The organism is Flavobacterium branchiicola (genome assembly GCF_018383905.1).
Lineage (GTDB): Bacteria > Bacteroidota > Bacteroidia > Flavobacteriales > Flavobacteriaceae > Flavobacterium > Flavobacterium branchiicola.
This window is the reverse complement of the sequence record NZ_JAGYWA010000004.1, coordinates 591,394-604,924: the sequence shown is the minus strand read 5'-3', so window position 1 is coordinate 604,924 and position 13,531 is coordinate 591,394. Positions and strand designations below refer to the sequence as shown.

General features: G+C 32.0%; 11 protein-coding genes. 9 read left to right on the top strand and 2 right to left on the bottom strand.

Annotation, left to right across the window (positions count from 1 at the left end; genetic code table 11):
* Positions 1–182 precede the first annotated feature (182 nt).
* Complete coding sequence (locus KHA98_RS12640) at positions 183–4,667, bottom strand: translocation/assembly module TamB domain-containing protein (RefSeq protein WP_246522310.1); 4,485 nt, start codon at positions 4,665–4,667, stop codon at positions 183–185.
* Between the two features lie 206 nt (positions 4,668–4,873).
* Here KHA98_RS12640 and tsaD point away from each other — a divergent pair, with 206 nt between their 5' ends.
* From tsaD to KHA98_RS12600, 8 genes are all read left to right on the top strand, one after another.
* Positions 4,874–5,896: a tRNA (adenosine(37)-N6)-threonylcarbamoyltransferase complex transferase subunit TsaD gene (tsaD, locus tag KHA98_RS12635; RefSeq protein ID WP_213258290.1), complete on the top strand. Its 1,023-nt coding sequence runs from the start codon at positions 4,874–4,876 to the stop codon at positions 5,894–5,896.
* 3 nt (positions 5,897–5,899) lie between these two features.
* A complete protein-coding gene (locus tag KHA98_RS12630) occupies positions 5,900–6,613 on the top strand; it encodes a 16S rRNA (uracil(1498)-N(3))-methyltransferase (RefSeq protein WP_213258289.1) in 714 nt (237 codons plus the stop codon).
* A gap of 102 nt (positions 6,614–6,715) precedes the next feature.
* Entirely contained in the window at positions 6,716–7,354 is a 639-nt protein-coding gene (locus tag KHA98_RS12625) for a DUF4159 domain-containing protein (RefSeq protein WP_213258288.1), read from the top strand.
* An 11-nt stretch (positions 7,355–7,365) separates the two neighbouring features.
* A complete protein-coding gene (locus KHA98_RS12620) occupies positions 7,366–7,863 on the top strand; it encodes a TrmH family RNA methyltransferase (protein WP_213258287.1) in 498 nt (165 codons plus the stop codon).
* A gap of 293 nt (positions 7,864–8,156) precedes the next feature.
* Entirely contained in the window at positions 8,157–9,110 is a 954-nt protein-coding gene (locus KHA98_RS12615; RefSeq protein WP_213258286.1) for a zinc metalloprotease, read from the top strand.
* A 107-nt stretch (positions 9,111–9,217) separates the two neighbouring features.
* Complete coding sequence (locus KHA98_RS12610) at positions 9,218–10,309, top strand: AI-2E family transporter (protein ID WP_213258285.1); 1,092 nt, start codon at positions 9,218–9,220, stop codon at positions 10,307–10,309.
* Between the two features lie 2 nt (positions 10,310–10,311).
* Positions 10,312–11,493 (top strand): THUMP-like domain-containing protein, encoded by a 1,182-nt coding sequence (locus KHA98_RS12605; RefSeq protein WP_213258284.1) that lies wholly within the window; start codon positions 10,312–10,314, stop codon positions 11,491–11,493.
* 2 nt (positions 11,494–11,495) lie between these two features.
* Positions 11,496–12,059, top strand: coding sequence for a hypothetical protein (locus tag KHA98_RS12600; protein WP_213258283.1), 564 nt, complete (start codon positions 11,496–11,498; stop codon positions 12,057–12,059).
* Here the strand turns inward: KHA98_RS12600 and KHA98_RS12595 are convergent, their stop codons facing one another.
* On the bottom strand, positions 12,060–12,713 hold the full coding sequence (locus tag KHA98_RS12595; RefSeq protein ID WP_213258282.1) for a M15 family metallopeptidase: 654 nt from the start codon (positions 12,711–12,713) through the stop codon (positions 12,060–12,062). It abuts the gene before it with no gap.
* Positions 12,714–12,940: 227 nt separating this feature from the next.
* Between KHA98_RS12595 and KHA98_RS12590 the strand changes: the two genes are divergently transcribed.
* Positions 12,941–13,483 (top strand): hypothetical protein, encoded by a 543-nt coding sequence (locus KHA98_RS12590; protein ID WP_213258281.1) that lies wholly within the window; start codon positions 12,941–12,943, stop codon positions 13,481–13,483.
* The last annotated feature ends 48 nt before the right edge of the window (positions 13,484–13,531 follow it).

Here is a 13,531-nt window from a genome sequence, read left to right as displayed (position 1 = left end):
GATAAAATAATAAAAGGAGCTTATTTTAATTAAATCCTTAAAATTAACAATACATAAATGAAGTGTTATAAAATTGTGAGGAAGTCTTCATTTCGCAAAAAAAGTTCAAACATCTAAAATTAGCACAAAAAAAACCATTATGAGAATAATGGTTTTAGATTTACTACTTTTTTAACAATTGCTTAAAAATCGTCGTTATCAGGAATCAGACCCTGATTATTTTGTGGAACAGGCTTTTTCTCCTCTTCTTTCTTTTCAGGAGTCTTTTTATCCTTGTCTTTGTCTTTTTTACTACTGAAGTTAATATAGTCAGGATTTAAATTAGAATCTTGTATATCATCTGTTGATTTCTTGATCGTTCTTTCTAATTTATGGCTTTTAAAGAGTTTATTTACCAGTTCACTGAAAGTATCAAAATCGACTTCATACGAAATACCAACTCCTTGTGTATAACCAACTCCTTGTCCTATATAATTAATATCATTTTCTTTATTAAACAATCTAAGGTTCATCGATCCGTCTTCGTTTACACGATATAATATCTCGATATCTCCAACGATGGCTGATTCATTAACTCCTCCAACCGGAACACCCACTTTCCCGTTGATAGATATCTTTTCATTAATCTGAGAGGAAATATTAGCCACAAACTGACCATCGGCTTCCTGACCAATTCTCTTATCTGCAGATATAAAGTTCAAATCGATATTAAACTTATCACTGTCTGACTTTATAATACCTCCTAATAAGCTAGCTGCGGTCTCGGCAAATGTTCCGGACAAGTCACTTTGATTAAATCCATCAGGACTCATAAACGAACCTGTAGAAAGCAAATACAAAGCTTGTGTCTGACGAACATCTTTATCATCCAGTTTATATTGAATTTCAGACTTTAAAACATTACTTACAGATGGAAACTGAATATCAAAATTAGGATCAGGACTGGTTAAATCTCCGCGCAAACCAATAACCACTTCAACCGGAACCTTTTTATTAAATGAAGAATTCTCCAGAAGTACGGCAGGATTTGCAGAAGTTTTATAAATGGCTTCCAAATTCAGCTGCGCTTTCATTGGGTTTCCTTCCCAAATAATAGATCCCCCTTTTTTTACTGCAAATTTCTTATCGATTAATCCGCCGTATTTAAAGTTATAAGTTCCTTCATATGCCTGGAAATCTCCCCACATATTAAACTTACCTAATGTATTAATTTTAAATAGCAATGAACCATACCCTTTACCTTTCATACCGTGACCCGAATTACGATCCAGGATAACTTCCACTTCGGCATCCGGGGTAATATCAAAATCAAACTCTAACTCAAGTCCATTGTAATTTCTGGTTTTTTCGACAATACCGTTTTCTAAATTATATTTTTCTTTTGGTGTCACAAAATGAATCCAGCTACTTTCCCCAACACTTTGGGCATTATTAATAGGAATCTTAACTTCTGTACCTTTCTCGGATTTTGCATCAACCTTAATAAACAAACCATCAGTTGGTCCTTTAATACTTGCAGTACCGTTGATAAACGCAGTACCAAAATAAGCTGCATCTTCACTGTCCTTGGTATCCAGTGCCAATAATCGTTTAGAAGTGATATTTAAATCGAGTTTCCAGTCGCCAAAATTATGATGCTCAATAGTTCCGTTCAATAATCCTTTTGTACCGTATTTAGTATCCGTTAACTGATTATTTCTAAATAAGAATTTTTCATCCGTTAAATCAATAACAGTTCGGTCGCTTAATTCATAATCCGTATTCAGGTACGGAATCGTCATTCCGGCTTTCTCAACATATAACCTTCCGTTAATTTCAGGTTTTTTGATATTCCCGACAACCGCTGCATTACCGGAAACAGAACCTCTTACATTCGATATAACCTCTCCTCCAACAGTGCCTAAAGTTGCCAGATTAAATCCTTCGAGCTTTAAATTCAGATCCAGGAATGTTTCTTTATTTTCTATAGCAAAAGTTCCGTTTGCTTTAAATGATTCTGTAAACCCGTTTTGAATTGAAGAGTTTATCGTAAACTTTTTAAAACTTTCATCACCTGAAATATCAAAATTTAAAGTTCCTAATTCGGTTTTATTCATAACAAGATGATCAATTACTACTGACGCAGTTGGTTGATATACATCTTTATTTTGTTTGTAATTTACATTTCCGTTCAAATTACCATCAAAAACAAACTTGGAATTTACAGGCGTAATTTTATTAATATCTACATTTTCAAAATTAAGGACGAGATCTTTATAATCTTTTCCTTTTATTACCCCATTCAAATCAATTTTCTGATCCTCATGCGATAAAACAATATTATCTATGGTGAAATTTTTAAAGAACTGGTCAAAAACAATTTGATTGTCTTTTTCTGCATTTTCATTTAAATACCATAAATAATCTTTAAACTTCATCTCCGATTTTTTAATCCCGACGATATTATTCTTGTTTTTATCTATAGTGTGAAATAAATCGAGATTGAAATAATCTTCCCCTTTGTCTCCTCCTTTAAATTCAGAACGAACATACAAGGTATCATTTGCCGTTACGTTAATTAAATTAAAATCCCTTATTTTATAATAGGGAGTTTTAATACTATCTAATTCTACATAAGCATTATATAGCGTATTTTTATTATCGATATTAATACGGATATTATCAAATGTATTCTTTGCTGCCGTTATTTTCTGAGAATTAAATCTAAACTTAAACTCTTGTAAATCTGAATCTATTTTTCCACGAACAACAGTTGACGAGTCAATATTGATTTCCGGATAAAGCATTTCGACAACTTTATCGTAAACATGAAAATTAAAGCGAAGAAACTGCCCTTTTTTGACTTTATAAGGTTTGTAGTTGGTATAAAGACTTCCAACGGAATTCATTACCAACTTATCCAATTGATCAAAGCGGAATTTCCCAACAATGTTCCCCTTTACAACATCCGCAGAACTTATTGTAATGGTACGTAATCGATCTTCGTCAAAATTTGAATTAATTGTAATTTCATCAAAAGCGTAAGTTGATTTTGGATTTTGATAAACCGCATCTTTAATATAAATATTCCCCTGAAGGTTCTCAATTGAGTTTCCGGATACCTGAACAACCGCATCTCCGTTAAAATGAGAAATCGAATCATTTATGAATTTCAGTTTACGTAAATCGGCATTTTCTACATTAATATGAAAATCATATTTGCTTTCGCGTTTGCTTAAATCTACCAGACCATCAAAAGTCAGACTTAAATTTGGGTCGTTTACAGAAACCTGACCTTTATAATAAGGTAATTTAAAATTCCCGTTAACTACTATATTATTATAGGTGTAATTATTATAATCTAATTTAGCTATATCCCCTTTTATAATTGTGTTCAGATATTTTTCGGTAAAACCAACACCATCAACATCTATATTTAATGTTGTTTTTCCAATATCTTTTCTTCCTAATAAAGCTCCTACATTAAAATTATCCAGAATAATATTCCCCGAATAAGAAGCCTTGTCAATAAAATCCATATTATTTAAATGAACATCAGCCTCTCCGTTACCTAAATCGGTTTGCATTTTAAAAACTGCTTCCAACGCAGTTACAGAAACTTTTGCTTTACCGGCCATATTAAACTTCCCAATTTTCTGAAGTTCTTTTGGAAGTTTCTTGCCCAAAACATTTGGCAATAAAACAACCAGATTATCATAACTGGAAACAAGTTTATCAAACTTTCCTTCCATCGAGAACTTTTGCGTTTTATCCCCAAGAAGATTCTTGAAGTTAATATTCCCGACAATTCTTGAACCATTGGTATCACTTAATCTTAAACTATGCAAGTTTAGATTATTTAACGGCCCTTTTAATTTAGTTTTGATTTTAAAATGCTGATTTTTACCTAATCCGTCATAAAAATATCGTATATCGTTTGATGCGATTGAAGCCGAATCAAGAGCAACATCAAATTTTACTTTATCTGTAAAATGAAGAAAATCTTCTACTTTATAATTTAAGATTGCATAACCATAGATTGAAGATCTTTTGGTTTTAATAGCCAAATTTTCAACTTTAATTTGCTTTTTGGTATAACTGAATTTTCCGGCAAAATTAGAAACATAAAGACCACGGTGATCCTGAAATGAAAATCGGTGAATGGTCGTATTTACATCAGGCCCATAAAGTTTAAATTCACTTATATAAGCATTTAACTTTGTAAACTCCAGAAATTTAGGCGTTGTTTTATTTTCATCAACAACAGAAAAGAATCCTTTTGAAATATACGCATTTCGCGCAGTCAGTAAAAAATGTTTCTTTGATTTAGATGGTTTTCCCGTTTCAAACAATTTAACAAACTTATTAATATTGTTTTCGTCTTCGTTTTTATAGGTTTTTAAATTAAAGATCAAGCCCGTTAAACGAAGATCCCCAAAAATCAAATCGCCATCCATTAATCTTTTAAAACTCAAGATATCTGTATTAATAATCTCAGACGCTATCATCACTTTTTTATGATGATCAAGAATCAATACGTCTTTTAGTTTTACACCACCAAAAATATTGATGGCCACTTTACCTACTGTAATGTTAGCATTAAAATCTTCTCGAAGCGAGTCTGTAGCGTATCGCGCAATCTTTGTCTGAACGACAGGCAAAGACAGTATGATAGCAAGAGCTAACAAAAGTAAAATTAACCCAATTAAGGTTCTGGATACTATTTTCTTTACTTTTCTGATAGCTGCTTTATTTTAGTTTTCTTTTATAATAATTTTGAACAGGCAAAGAACGCCTGTTTTTGATAAAAATTCTTTAATTTTGGCTTCTCTTTACAATCAAATAAATGTAATAATTTGATTTGTCAAATATAATTCAAAATTTGTGCCTTTATATGCAAAATTCAGAGGTTTTTATTCTTGCCATCGAAAGTTCCTGCGACGACACTGCCGCCGCGGTTTTACATAACGACAAAGTACTCTCAAATGTTGTAGCCAATCAGTTAATTCATAATCAATATGGAGGTGTTGTTCCGGAATTAGCTTCCAGAGCACATCAGCAAAATATTGTTCCTGTAATTGATGCGGCACTTCGCAAAGCAAATGTACAAAAAGAACAGCTAACTGCCATTGCTTTTACGCAAGGTCCAGGCTTAATGGGCTCTTTATTGGTAGGAAGTTCTTTTAGTAAATCGTTATCGCTTGCCTTAAAGATTCCGCTTATTGCTGTAAATCACATGCATGCACATATTTTAGCTCATTTTATAGATGAAGAAGGTTTTGACAAACCTGAATTTCCTTTTTTAGCTTTAACAATTAGTGGCGGACATACTCAAATCGTAAAAGTAAACAGCTTTTTTGATATGGAAATTATTGGTGAAACCACTGATGATGCGGTTGGAGAAGCTTTTGATAAAAGTGCCAAAATTCTGGGACTTCCTTATCCCGGAGGTCCACTGATTGATAAACATGCAAAAGAAGGAAATCCGAAAGCTTTTACCTTTACAAAACCTAAAGTTCCAGGGTTGGATTTTAGTTTCTCAGGATTAAAAACTGCCATTTTATATTTCATTCAGAAGAATAAACTAGAGAATCCAAATTTCATCGAAGAAAACCTGAATGATATTTGTGCTTCTATTCAATATACTATTATTGAAATTTTGATGGATAAATTAAAACTGGCCGTCAAAGAAACCGGAATTAAACAAATTGCCATTGGCGGAGGAGTTTCTGCAAATTCAGGCATCAGAACCCGACTGAAAGAAAGCGAAGGCAAATTTGGCTGGAAAACTTTTGTTCCTAAGTTTGAATACACTACAGATAATGCTGCAATGATAGGAATTGTGGGTTATCAGAAATATTTATCAAGTCGTTTTGAAGATTCTTCTGTAGTTTCTAAAGCGCGAATTCAATTTTAATTTATGCAGTTATTTTACAATCCCGATATAGACGAAACTACCGAAACTTTTTCTTTTGATAAAGAAGAAAGCCGTCATATAATAAAAGTTTTACGCAAAAAAGACTCTGATATTTTACATGTTACAAATGGTTTAGGGCTATTGTTTGAAACTGAAATTACATTGGCTTCAGACAATAAATGTATTGTTAGAATACTTTCTATTACAAAATCGCCTGAACCAAAATTCCGCTTGCATCTGGCTGTTGCACCAACCAAAATGAATGATCGTTTTGAATGGTTTCTGGAAAAAGCAACTGAAATTGGAATTCAGGAAATAACACCTATTTTCTGCGACAGATCGGAACGAAAAGTAATCAATGCTGACCGTTTTGAAAAAATCATATTGTCGGCAATGAAACAATCTAATGAAACTTTCCTTCCAAAATTAAATGAAGCAATTTCGTTTAAAGAATTCATTAAACAAAAAAACGAAGGTTTACAGTTAATCGCGCATTGCGAAGAAACAGATAAAAAATCATTGAAAGAAGTTTTAAAGCCTAACGAAAATGTTACCTTATTAATTGGCCCTGAAGGTGATTTCTCTGAAAAAGAAATTGCTCTTGCCTTAGAAAATAATTTTCAGCCGGTAACTTTAGGGAATACACGTTTACGAACAGAAACTGCGGCAGTTGTAGCTTGCCATAGCGTTGTTTTTTTTAATGAAACATCAAACTAGTTTATAAGCTTTGTCAAAGTTTTAAACTTTGACAAAGCTTGATATTGATAACGGAATTACTATTGCGGTTTCTCCTTACGTCGAAATGACAAAACATTGATTATGAAAAAAATATTCTATTTGTTTTTATTGCTTTCTGTTTCTTCTTTTTCACAAGAAATCGCTTTACTAAAATACAGCGGTGGCGGTGACTGGTATGCAAATCCAACTTCATTGCCCAACTTAATTCGTTTTTGCAATTCGAATATCAATACCCGAATTAAAGCAAAACCATCAACAGTTGAGCCAAGTAATCCTGATTTACTTTCGTATCCTTTTGTACATATGACGGGACACGGAAATGTTGTTTTCAGTGATTCTGATGTTACCAATCTAAGAAATTATCTTACTGCGGGAGGTTTTCTTCATATTGATGATAATTATGGAATGGATCAATATATTCGAAAAGAGATTAAAAAAATATTTCCTAATAATAACTTAATCGAAATTCCTGCCAATCATCCTATTTTTCAAAAACCGTATCCTTTTCCAAACGGATTACCGAAAATTCACGAACACGACGGTACGCGTGCTCAGGCATTCGGAATTTTTGTAGAAAACAAATTGGTTCTTTTATATACGTACGAATGCGATTTGGGTGATGGCTGGGAAGATCCGGAAGTTCACAACGATCCTGTGAATGTAAGAGACAGAGCCTTAAAAATGGGCGCCAATATTATCAATTATATTTTTACCAATTAATAACGACCAAAGTGCAGCTTACTCACGACGAAAATCAATTTGAAAGAAAAACTTTTCCAATAACTCTGGTTTGCGATCACATTTACTTTCAGCAAAATATTGGTTCAATATTTAGAATAAGTGAAGCTTTTGGAGTTGAAAATATTATCTTTTTCGGAAAAGATATTCCGCTGACACCCAGAAAAATTAACAAAACCTCACGCAGTACGCATCTTCATGTACCGCACACTATTATTGAAGAAACTTCTGATGTTGTATCTTATCTGCAAGATAACAACTTTGAAGTTATTGCCCTTGAAATTGCAAGTAACAGCAAACCTTTAAAAGAAGTTATTATTCCCGAAAACAAAAAAATCGCCCTTGTACTTGGAAGCGAGATTAATGGAATATCTGAAGAACTGCTAAAACTTTCACATCAAATAGTGCATATCAATATGTTTGGCAAAAACAGCAGTATGAATGTGGTTCAAGCCGCGAGTATTGCACTTTATGAGATTACATCTTTGTAAAAGCACTTTTAAAACCGTTTATTTTCATTTACACGACCAATTTATTGATTCAGCTGACACAAAAAAATCGATAAACTACAAATAATCAAGACGTAATGCATTAAAAAAAACAATAAGAAAGAAAAAACTTATTAATATTTTTTAGTCAATTTTTGTAGGAATCAATGTTTGTAAGGGATTGTAAAATTTCTCACAAAATAATCTTTGTAATATTTTTCTACAAAATATTTTTGTTATAAAATTGCCACATAATTAACCAATTATAATTTTTTATAACAAAAACCCAAATTATTATGAAAAAAATTTTTATTACCGCATTTACAGCATTAGTGCTGTTTTCTTGTCAAAACGACCAAACAGACGGTTCAAACTCTGAAGCAGCCGCAAAAGCAACTCTCCGTACTTGCGCAAGCCAGGATGTTTTAGAAGCTCAATTAAAAGCTGATCCAATGTTGGCAATCAGAATGAATGAAATTGAAGCTTTTACAAATAAACAACTGATGACAGGTCGTTTAGTAAACGGTAAAATTGAAATTCCGGTTGTTGTAAACGTTTTGTACAAAACAACAGCAGAGAATATCTCAAACGCACAAATTCAATCTCAGATTGATGTTTTAAACAAAGATTTTAATGCCCTAAATTCTGATTACAATAGTGTTCCGGCACTTTTTGCAGGTGTAAAAGCTAATGTTGGAATTACATTTGTACTAGATCAGGTAATTAGAAAATCGACTACAAAAACTTCTTGGGGAACAAATGATGCCATGAAAAAAACGGCACAAGGTGGTCTAGCACCAACTTCTCCTACTACTAAGCTTAACATGTGGGCTTGTACTATTGGAGGTGGAATTTTAGGTTATGCTCAATTTCCTGGAGGAGCTTCTGCGACAGATGGAGTTGTAATTGACTCTAAATACTTTGGTTTGTCTGGTTCTGCAAGTGCTCCTTACAACTTAGGAAGAACTGCTACTCACGAAGTGGGTCACTGGATGAATTTACGTCACATTTGGGGAGATGCAACTTGCGGAAGCGATTTAGTAGCTGATACTCCAACTCATAATACTGCTAACTATGGTGTACCAGCTTATCCTCACTACAGTACTTGTTCAGGAACTCCGGTTGAAATGACAATGAACTATATGGATTATGTAGACGACAATGCAATGTACATGTTCTCAAACGGTCAAAAAAGCAGAATTTCTGCAATTTTTACAAGTGGAGGCGCAAGATATTCTTTTGCTCAATAACAGCTAGAGAAATCCATATAAAAGCGAGATGTTAAACATCTCGCTTTTTTTTGTTTGAATAAAAATTTTCAAAGCTTTTTCCTATATTTATGCTCTAAAACTAAAATATGATAACTTCGAAAATTATTTCAAACGGAATTTTAAGAGCTTTAGCTTCAATACTTGTTATCGCAATCATTTTATATTTTCTGTATGAAATACAAACCGTGATCGTTTACTTGTGTATCTCACTAATACTGTGTTTGATCGCGAATCCTTTAGTACAGTTTTTAAAAAATAAATTAAAATTCAGTAATTCGCTGGCGGCTACAACGGCACTTATCTTGTTTATATTTGCAATAGTTGGGTTTATACTATTATTTGTGCCCTTAATAATTTCTCAGGCTAATAACTTATCTTTATTGGACACCAATAATTTACAAAATCAATTTATTCAGACAGAACGTAGTATTGAAACTTATTTCAATATTCAGCATGTCGATTTAAATAAAGTTTTAAAAGATTCTAAGATCACTTCTATAATAGATTTCACTTATTTTACCGGTTTTCTAAACTCAATCTTAGGTTTTATGGCTGATATGGGAATGGGATTAGTTTCTGTTTTCTTTATCACTTTTTTCTTCATTAAAGATCAGGACTCCTTTAAAGTAAGTGCGAGAAAAATTCTTCCCGATACCAACGAGGATAAAATTTTAAACTCAATTGCCAAGATAAATCATTTCTTAACCCGCTATTTTATAGGCTTACTTTTACAATTAACCGTAGTTTTTATTCTATATCTAATTGTCTTAATGATTTTTGGAAATCAAAATGCTTTTGTGATTGCCTTTTTGTGTGCCATCTTAAACGTTATACCTTATATTGGTCCAATTATCGGAACTATATTAGCTGGGATTTTAACGATGATTAGTTTAATTGGTAAAGATTTTCAATCAGAAATTTTACCTACGACAATTTATGTAATCATTGGATTTTTATTGGTACAGGCAATTGATAATAATATTAGTCAGCCAATAATTTCATCAAAAAGTGTAAATTCGCACCCGTTAGAAATATTCTTAGTTACTTTAATCAGTGGTATAACCTTTGGAATTGTGGGAATGATTATTGCCATTCCGGTTTTTACAATGGTGAAAGTAATTTTAAAAGAATTTTTTCCTGACAACAAAATTGTCTCCGTATTAACCGAAAGAATTTAACATTGAACACTTCAATTCTGCACCAGAATATTCAGGATTTTATCTCTCAAAATTGTGGTGCATCAATTACAAAATTAGCGCTTCAGAAAAATCCTTTTCCCGAAGTAGACTGGATTTTGATTTTAAATCAGATTGAAGCCAAAGCAAAGGCAAAAGAGAAACTGCCAACCTGGTTTTCTACTGAGAATATTATTTATCCAAGTAAAATTTCTGTTGAACAAACCTCATCTGAAAAAACGGCGGCTTACAAATCTTCCTTAATTGAAGGTGAAACCTTAATTGACCTTACGGGAGGTTTTGGAGTAGATGATTATTACTTTTCTAAAAAGTTTAAAACCGTTGCGCATTGTGAAATCAATGAAGATTTATCTTCGATTGTAAAGCATAATTTACAGCAACTGAATGTAAAAAACTGTTTTTGTTATGCCGGTGATTCTGCCAATATTCTAAAAGAATCTGAAATAAAATGGGATTGGATTTATATTGATCCGTCCAGAAGAAACGATGCAAAAGGCAAAGTTTTTATGCTAAAAGACTGTTTGCCGAATGTTCCTGATTCTTTAGATTTTTATTTTGAAAAAACGAATTCCATTTTAATAAAAACCGCTCCTTTATTGGACATTTCTGCAGGTTTATCTGAATTGAAGTTCGTTAAAAACATTCATATTATTGCGCTGGAAAATGAAGTAAAAGAATTGCTTTTTGAAATCCATAAAGATTATAAAGGCATAATTACCTTAAAAACAGCCAATATTCTAAAAGAAAAAACGGAGACTTTTGATTTTGTTCTGGATAATGAAAGTGAATTTCCATCGTATCATTTGCCTCAGAAATATCTTTATGAACCTAATGCTGCCATCATGAAATCCGGTGGGTTTGACGAAGTCAGTTCGGGTTTCAAAATAAATAAACTTCATAAACATTCTCATTTATATACTTCAGAAGATTTAATTGATTTTCCGGGAAGAGTTTTTGAAATCGAAAAGAGGATTGCGTTTAGTAAAAACGAGATGAAAACCGAGCTCTTAAACAAGCAAGCCAATATTACGACCCGAAATTTTCCTGAAACGGTAGAAAACATCCGAAAAAAGTGGAAAATAAAAAATGGAGGAAATATTTATTGTTTTTTTACAACTGATAAAAATGATAACAAAATAGTTTTAATTTGCAGAAAAATAACTTAAAAATGAAACAACTAATTACGCTAACCTTTTTTCTATTAACGCTTACCGCATTTTCGCAAAAACCATGTGAATACAGTACCAATGTAACTGACTCTATTGGTAGTTACAAAATAACAAACGAATACTTAATGAGTGAGAAAAACTTTGGAGCAACTTCAAATTATATCTTTTTTTCACTGGCGCAAACAGATGGTTTGCCAACATTAAATTTACAGCTTATCCAAAAAAGCAAAGATTTTATAAAAGCGAAATGTTTTGACAAAAATTCAAGAGTCTTTTTGCAATTACAAAACGGAAAAGTAGTAACCTTAATGCACATTAATCAGGAAAACTGCGGAACTCTAATACACAATGGGGAATTTGATAATCGTGTAAATACAGGAATCTTCATGTTTATGAAAGATAATTTTGAAGAACTTAAAAAGTCTCCAATATCGCTTATGCGAATTAAATACCTTACCGATATTGAAGATTATATCGTTAAAAATGAATTAACTTCTGAAATGAACGGAAAAGTAACCAATCCTGATACTTATTTTATTCAGAATATCAGATGTGTTGAATAATTATTCGCATTTCCATTTTTGATTGGAAACTTTATCTTTTAAACCTGTTTTTAAGTTGTAGTGCCACCATTCAGAATCAAAAGAATTAAAACCGTTTTCGATCATTATTTTCTTTAGAAACTTTCTGTTTGATTTTACTTCTTTTGAAAGATTTGTATAATTATGACTGGCTTTACTTCCGAAGAAATCAAAAGCGGTTCCCATATCCACTTCTTTACCATTACGATCTACTAAAGAAATATCTACGGCTCCTCCTCTATTATGGATGGAGCCTTTTTTTGGATCTGCCACGTATTCAGGATTAGATACAATCTCCCACATTTTTTTCTGTATTGACAATGGTCGGTAACAATCGTACAATTTTATTTTAAATCCTTTTTTCTTAAAATCATTATTTGCCGCAATCAATGCCTGAACCGTTTTTAAACGCAAAAAACATTCCGCACAGTCATACACTTTAGCTTTTAAAAAATTATCTTCGGTCGCATATTTCATATCATATATAAAATCTGAGCTATAATCTTTTAAATTGACAAAGGTTGTATCTGAAATTGTTTGTTTTACCGGACTTGTATACGCTTCATTCTGCGCATTTAAAAGATTGATACAGAAAAGAGAAACTAAAAGAAATGTGGTCTTGAAAAATTGTAACATAAGATGGTTCATTTGAAAATTGAAATTAATCAAAAAAATGCAATCTCTTATTTTATATTTCGCCATTTTTAAAATACTTGATACGTTTTTCGCTAAAAAAAGACATTCTTTTTTCGCAATTACATCTTAATTCCCTTTTGTTTTCACACCATAAATTGATGTTTTTTCATTAAATTAGCTTAATAAGAATTTATAAATCAAATATTTAATTCAAAAATTCAGATCTTATGAAGAAAAGAACGAAACATTTATTTATAGCTGCATTGAGTCTTTTTATGTTTTCTTCCTGTAAAAAAGATGCCATTAAGAGTGTTCCAACAACTGATTCAACATCGATTATTACCGAATCGCTAAAATCAGATTCTACTATAACTCATCCTTTAGATACACTTAGTACTTTGGTAGGTAAAAGTGTGGTTGGAAGTAACTTTTTATCAAAAAGCAGTGTTACACCAAGATTAAAAACATTGCTGGGTTCTGATTATGACGAAATGGTTAAAAACTGGAATACTGAAACCCCTTTTACCAAACAAGGGGATATTTTGCATGCCAGTGGTTGCAAACAACACGATTGCAGTACTTACTCTTATGATTTGTTTATTGATACCAAAAACAACAAAATCAATATCTACAAATTCAGTGAAGCTAAACTAACTGTTTTTGCTGAAGATAATTTTAAAATTGTGCTGAAAGACTCTCTTCTGCTAGATTTAAATACTAAAATGAGTAATGCAAAGATTCCGGAAGAAAAAGAAATAAGTAAGAAGTAAAAAGTGAGATGTGAGATAAAAAAAGCGGTCTTTTACCGCTTTTTCATG

Excerpts from the sequence above, each read along its gene's own strand:
- tsaD (WP_213258290.1), top strand. The coding sequence starts at position 4,874 with ATGCAAAATTCAGAGGTTTTTATTCTTGCCATCGAAAGTTCCTGCGAC.
- KHA98_RS12630 (WP_213258289.1), top strand. The coding sequence starts at position 5,900 with ATGCAGTTATTTTACAATCCCGATATAGACGAAACTACCGAAACTTTT.
- KHA98_RS12625 (WP_213258288.1), top strand. The coding sequence starts at position 6,716 with ATGAAAAAAATATTCTATTTGTTTTTATTGCTTTCTGTTTCTTCTTTT.
- KHA98_RS12615 (WP_213258286.1), top strand. The coding sequence starts at position 8,157 with ATGAAAAAAATTTTTATTACCGCATTTACAGCATTAGTGCTGTTTTCT.
- KHA98_RS12610 (WP_213258285.1), top strand. The coding sequence starts at position 9,218 with ATGATAACTTCGAAAATTATTTCAAACGGAATTTTAAGAGCTTTAGCT.
- KHA98_RS12600 (WP_213258283.1), top strand. The coding sequence starts at position 11,496 with ATGAAACAACTAATTACGCTAACCTTTTTTCTATTAACGCTTACCGCA.
- KHA98_RS12595 (WP_213258282.1), bottom strand. The coding sequence starts at position 12,713 with ATGTTACAATTTTTCAAGACCACATTTCTTTTAGTTTCTCTTTTCTGT.
- KHA98_RS12590 (WP_213258281.1), top strand. The coding sequence starts at position 12,941 with ATGAAGAAAAGAACGAAACATTTATTTATAGCTGCATTGAGTCTTTTT.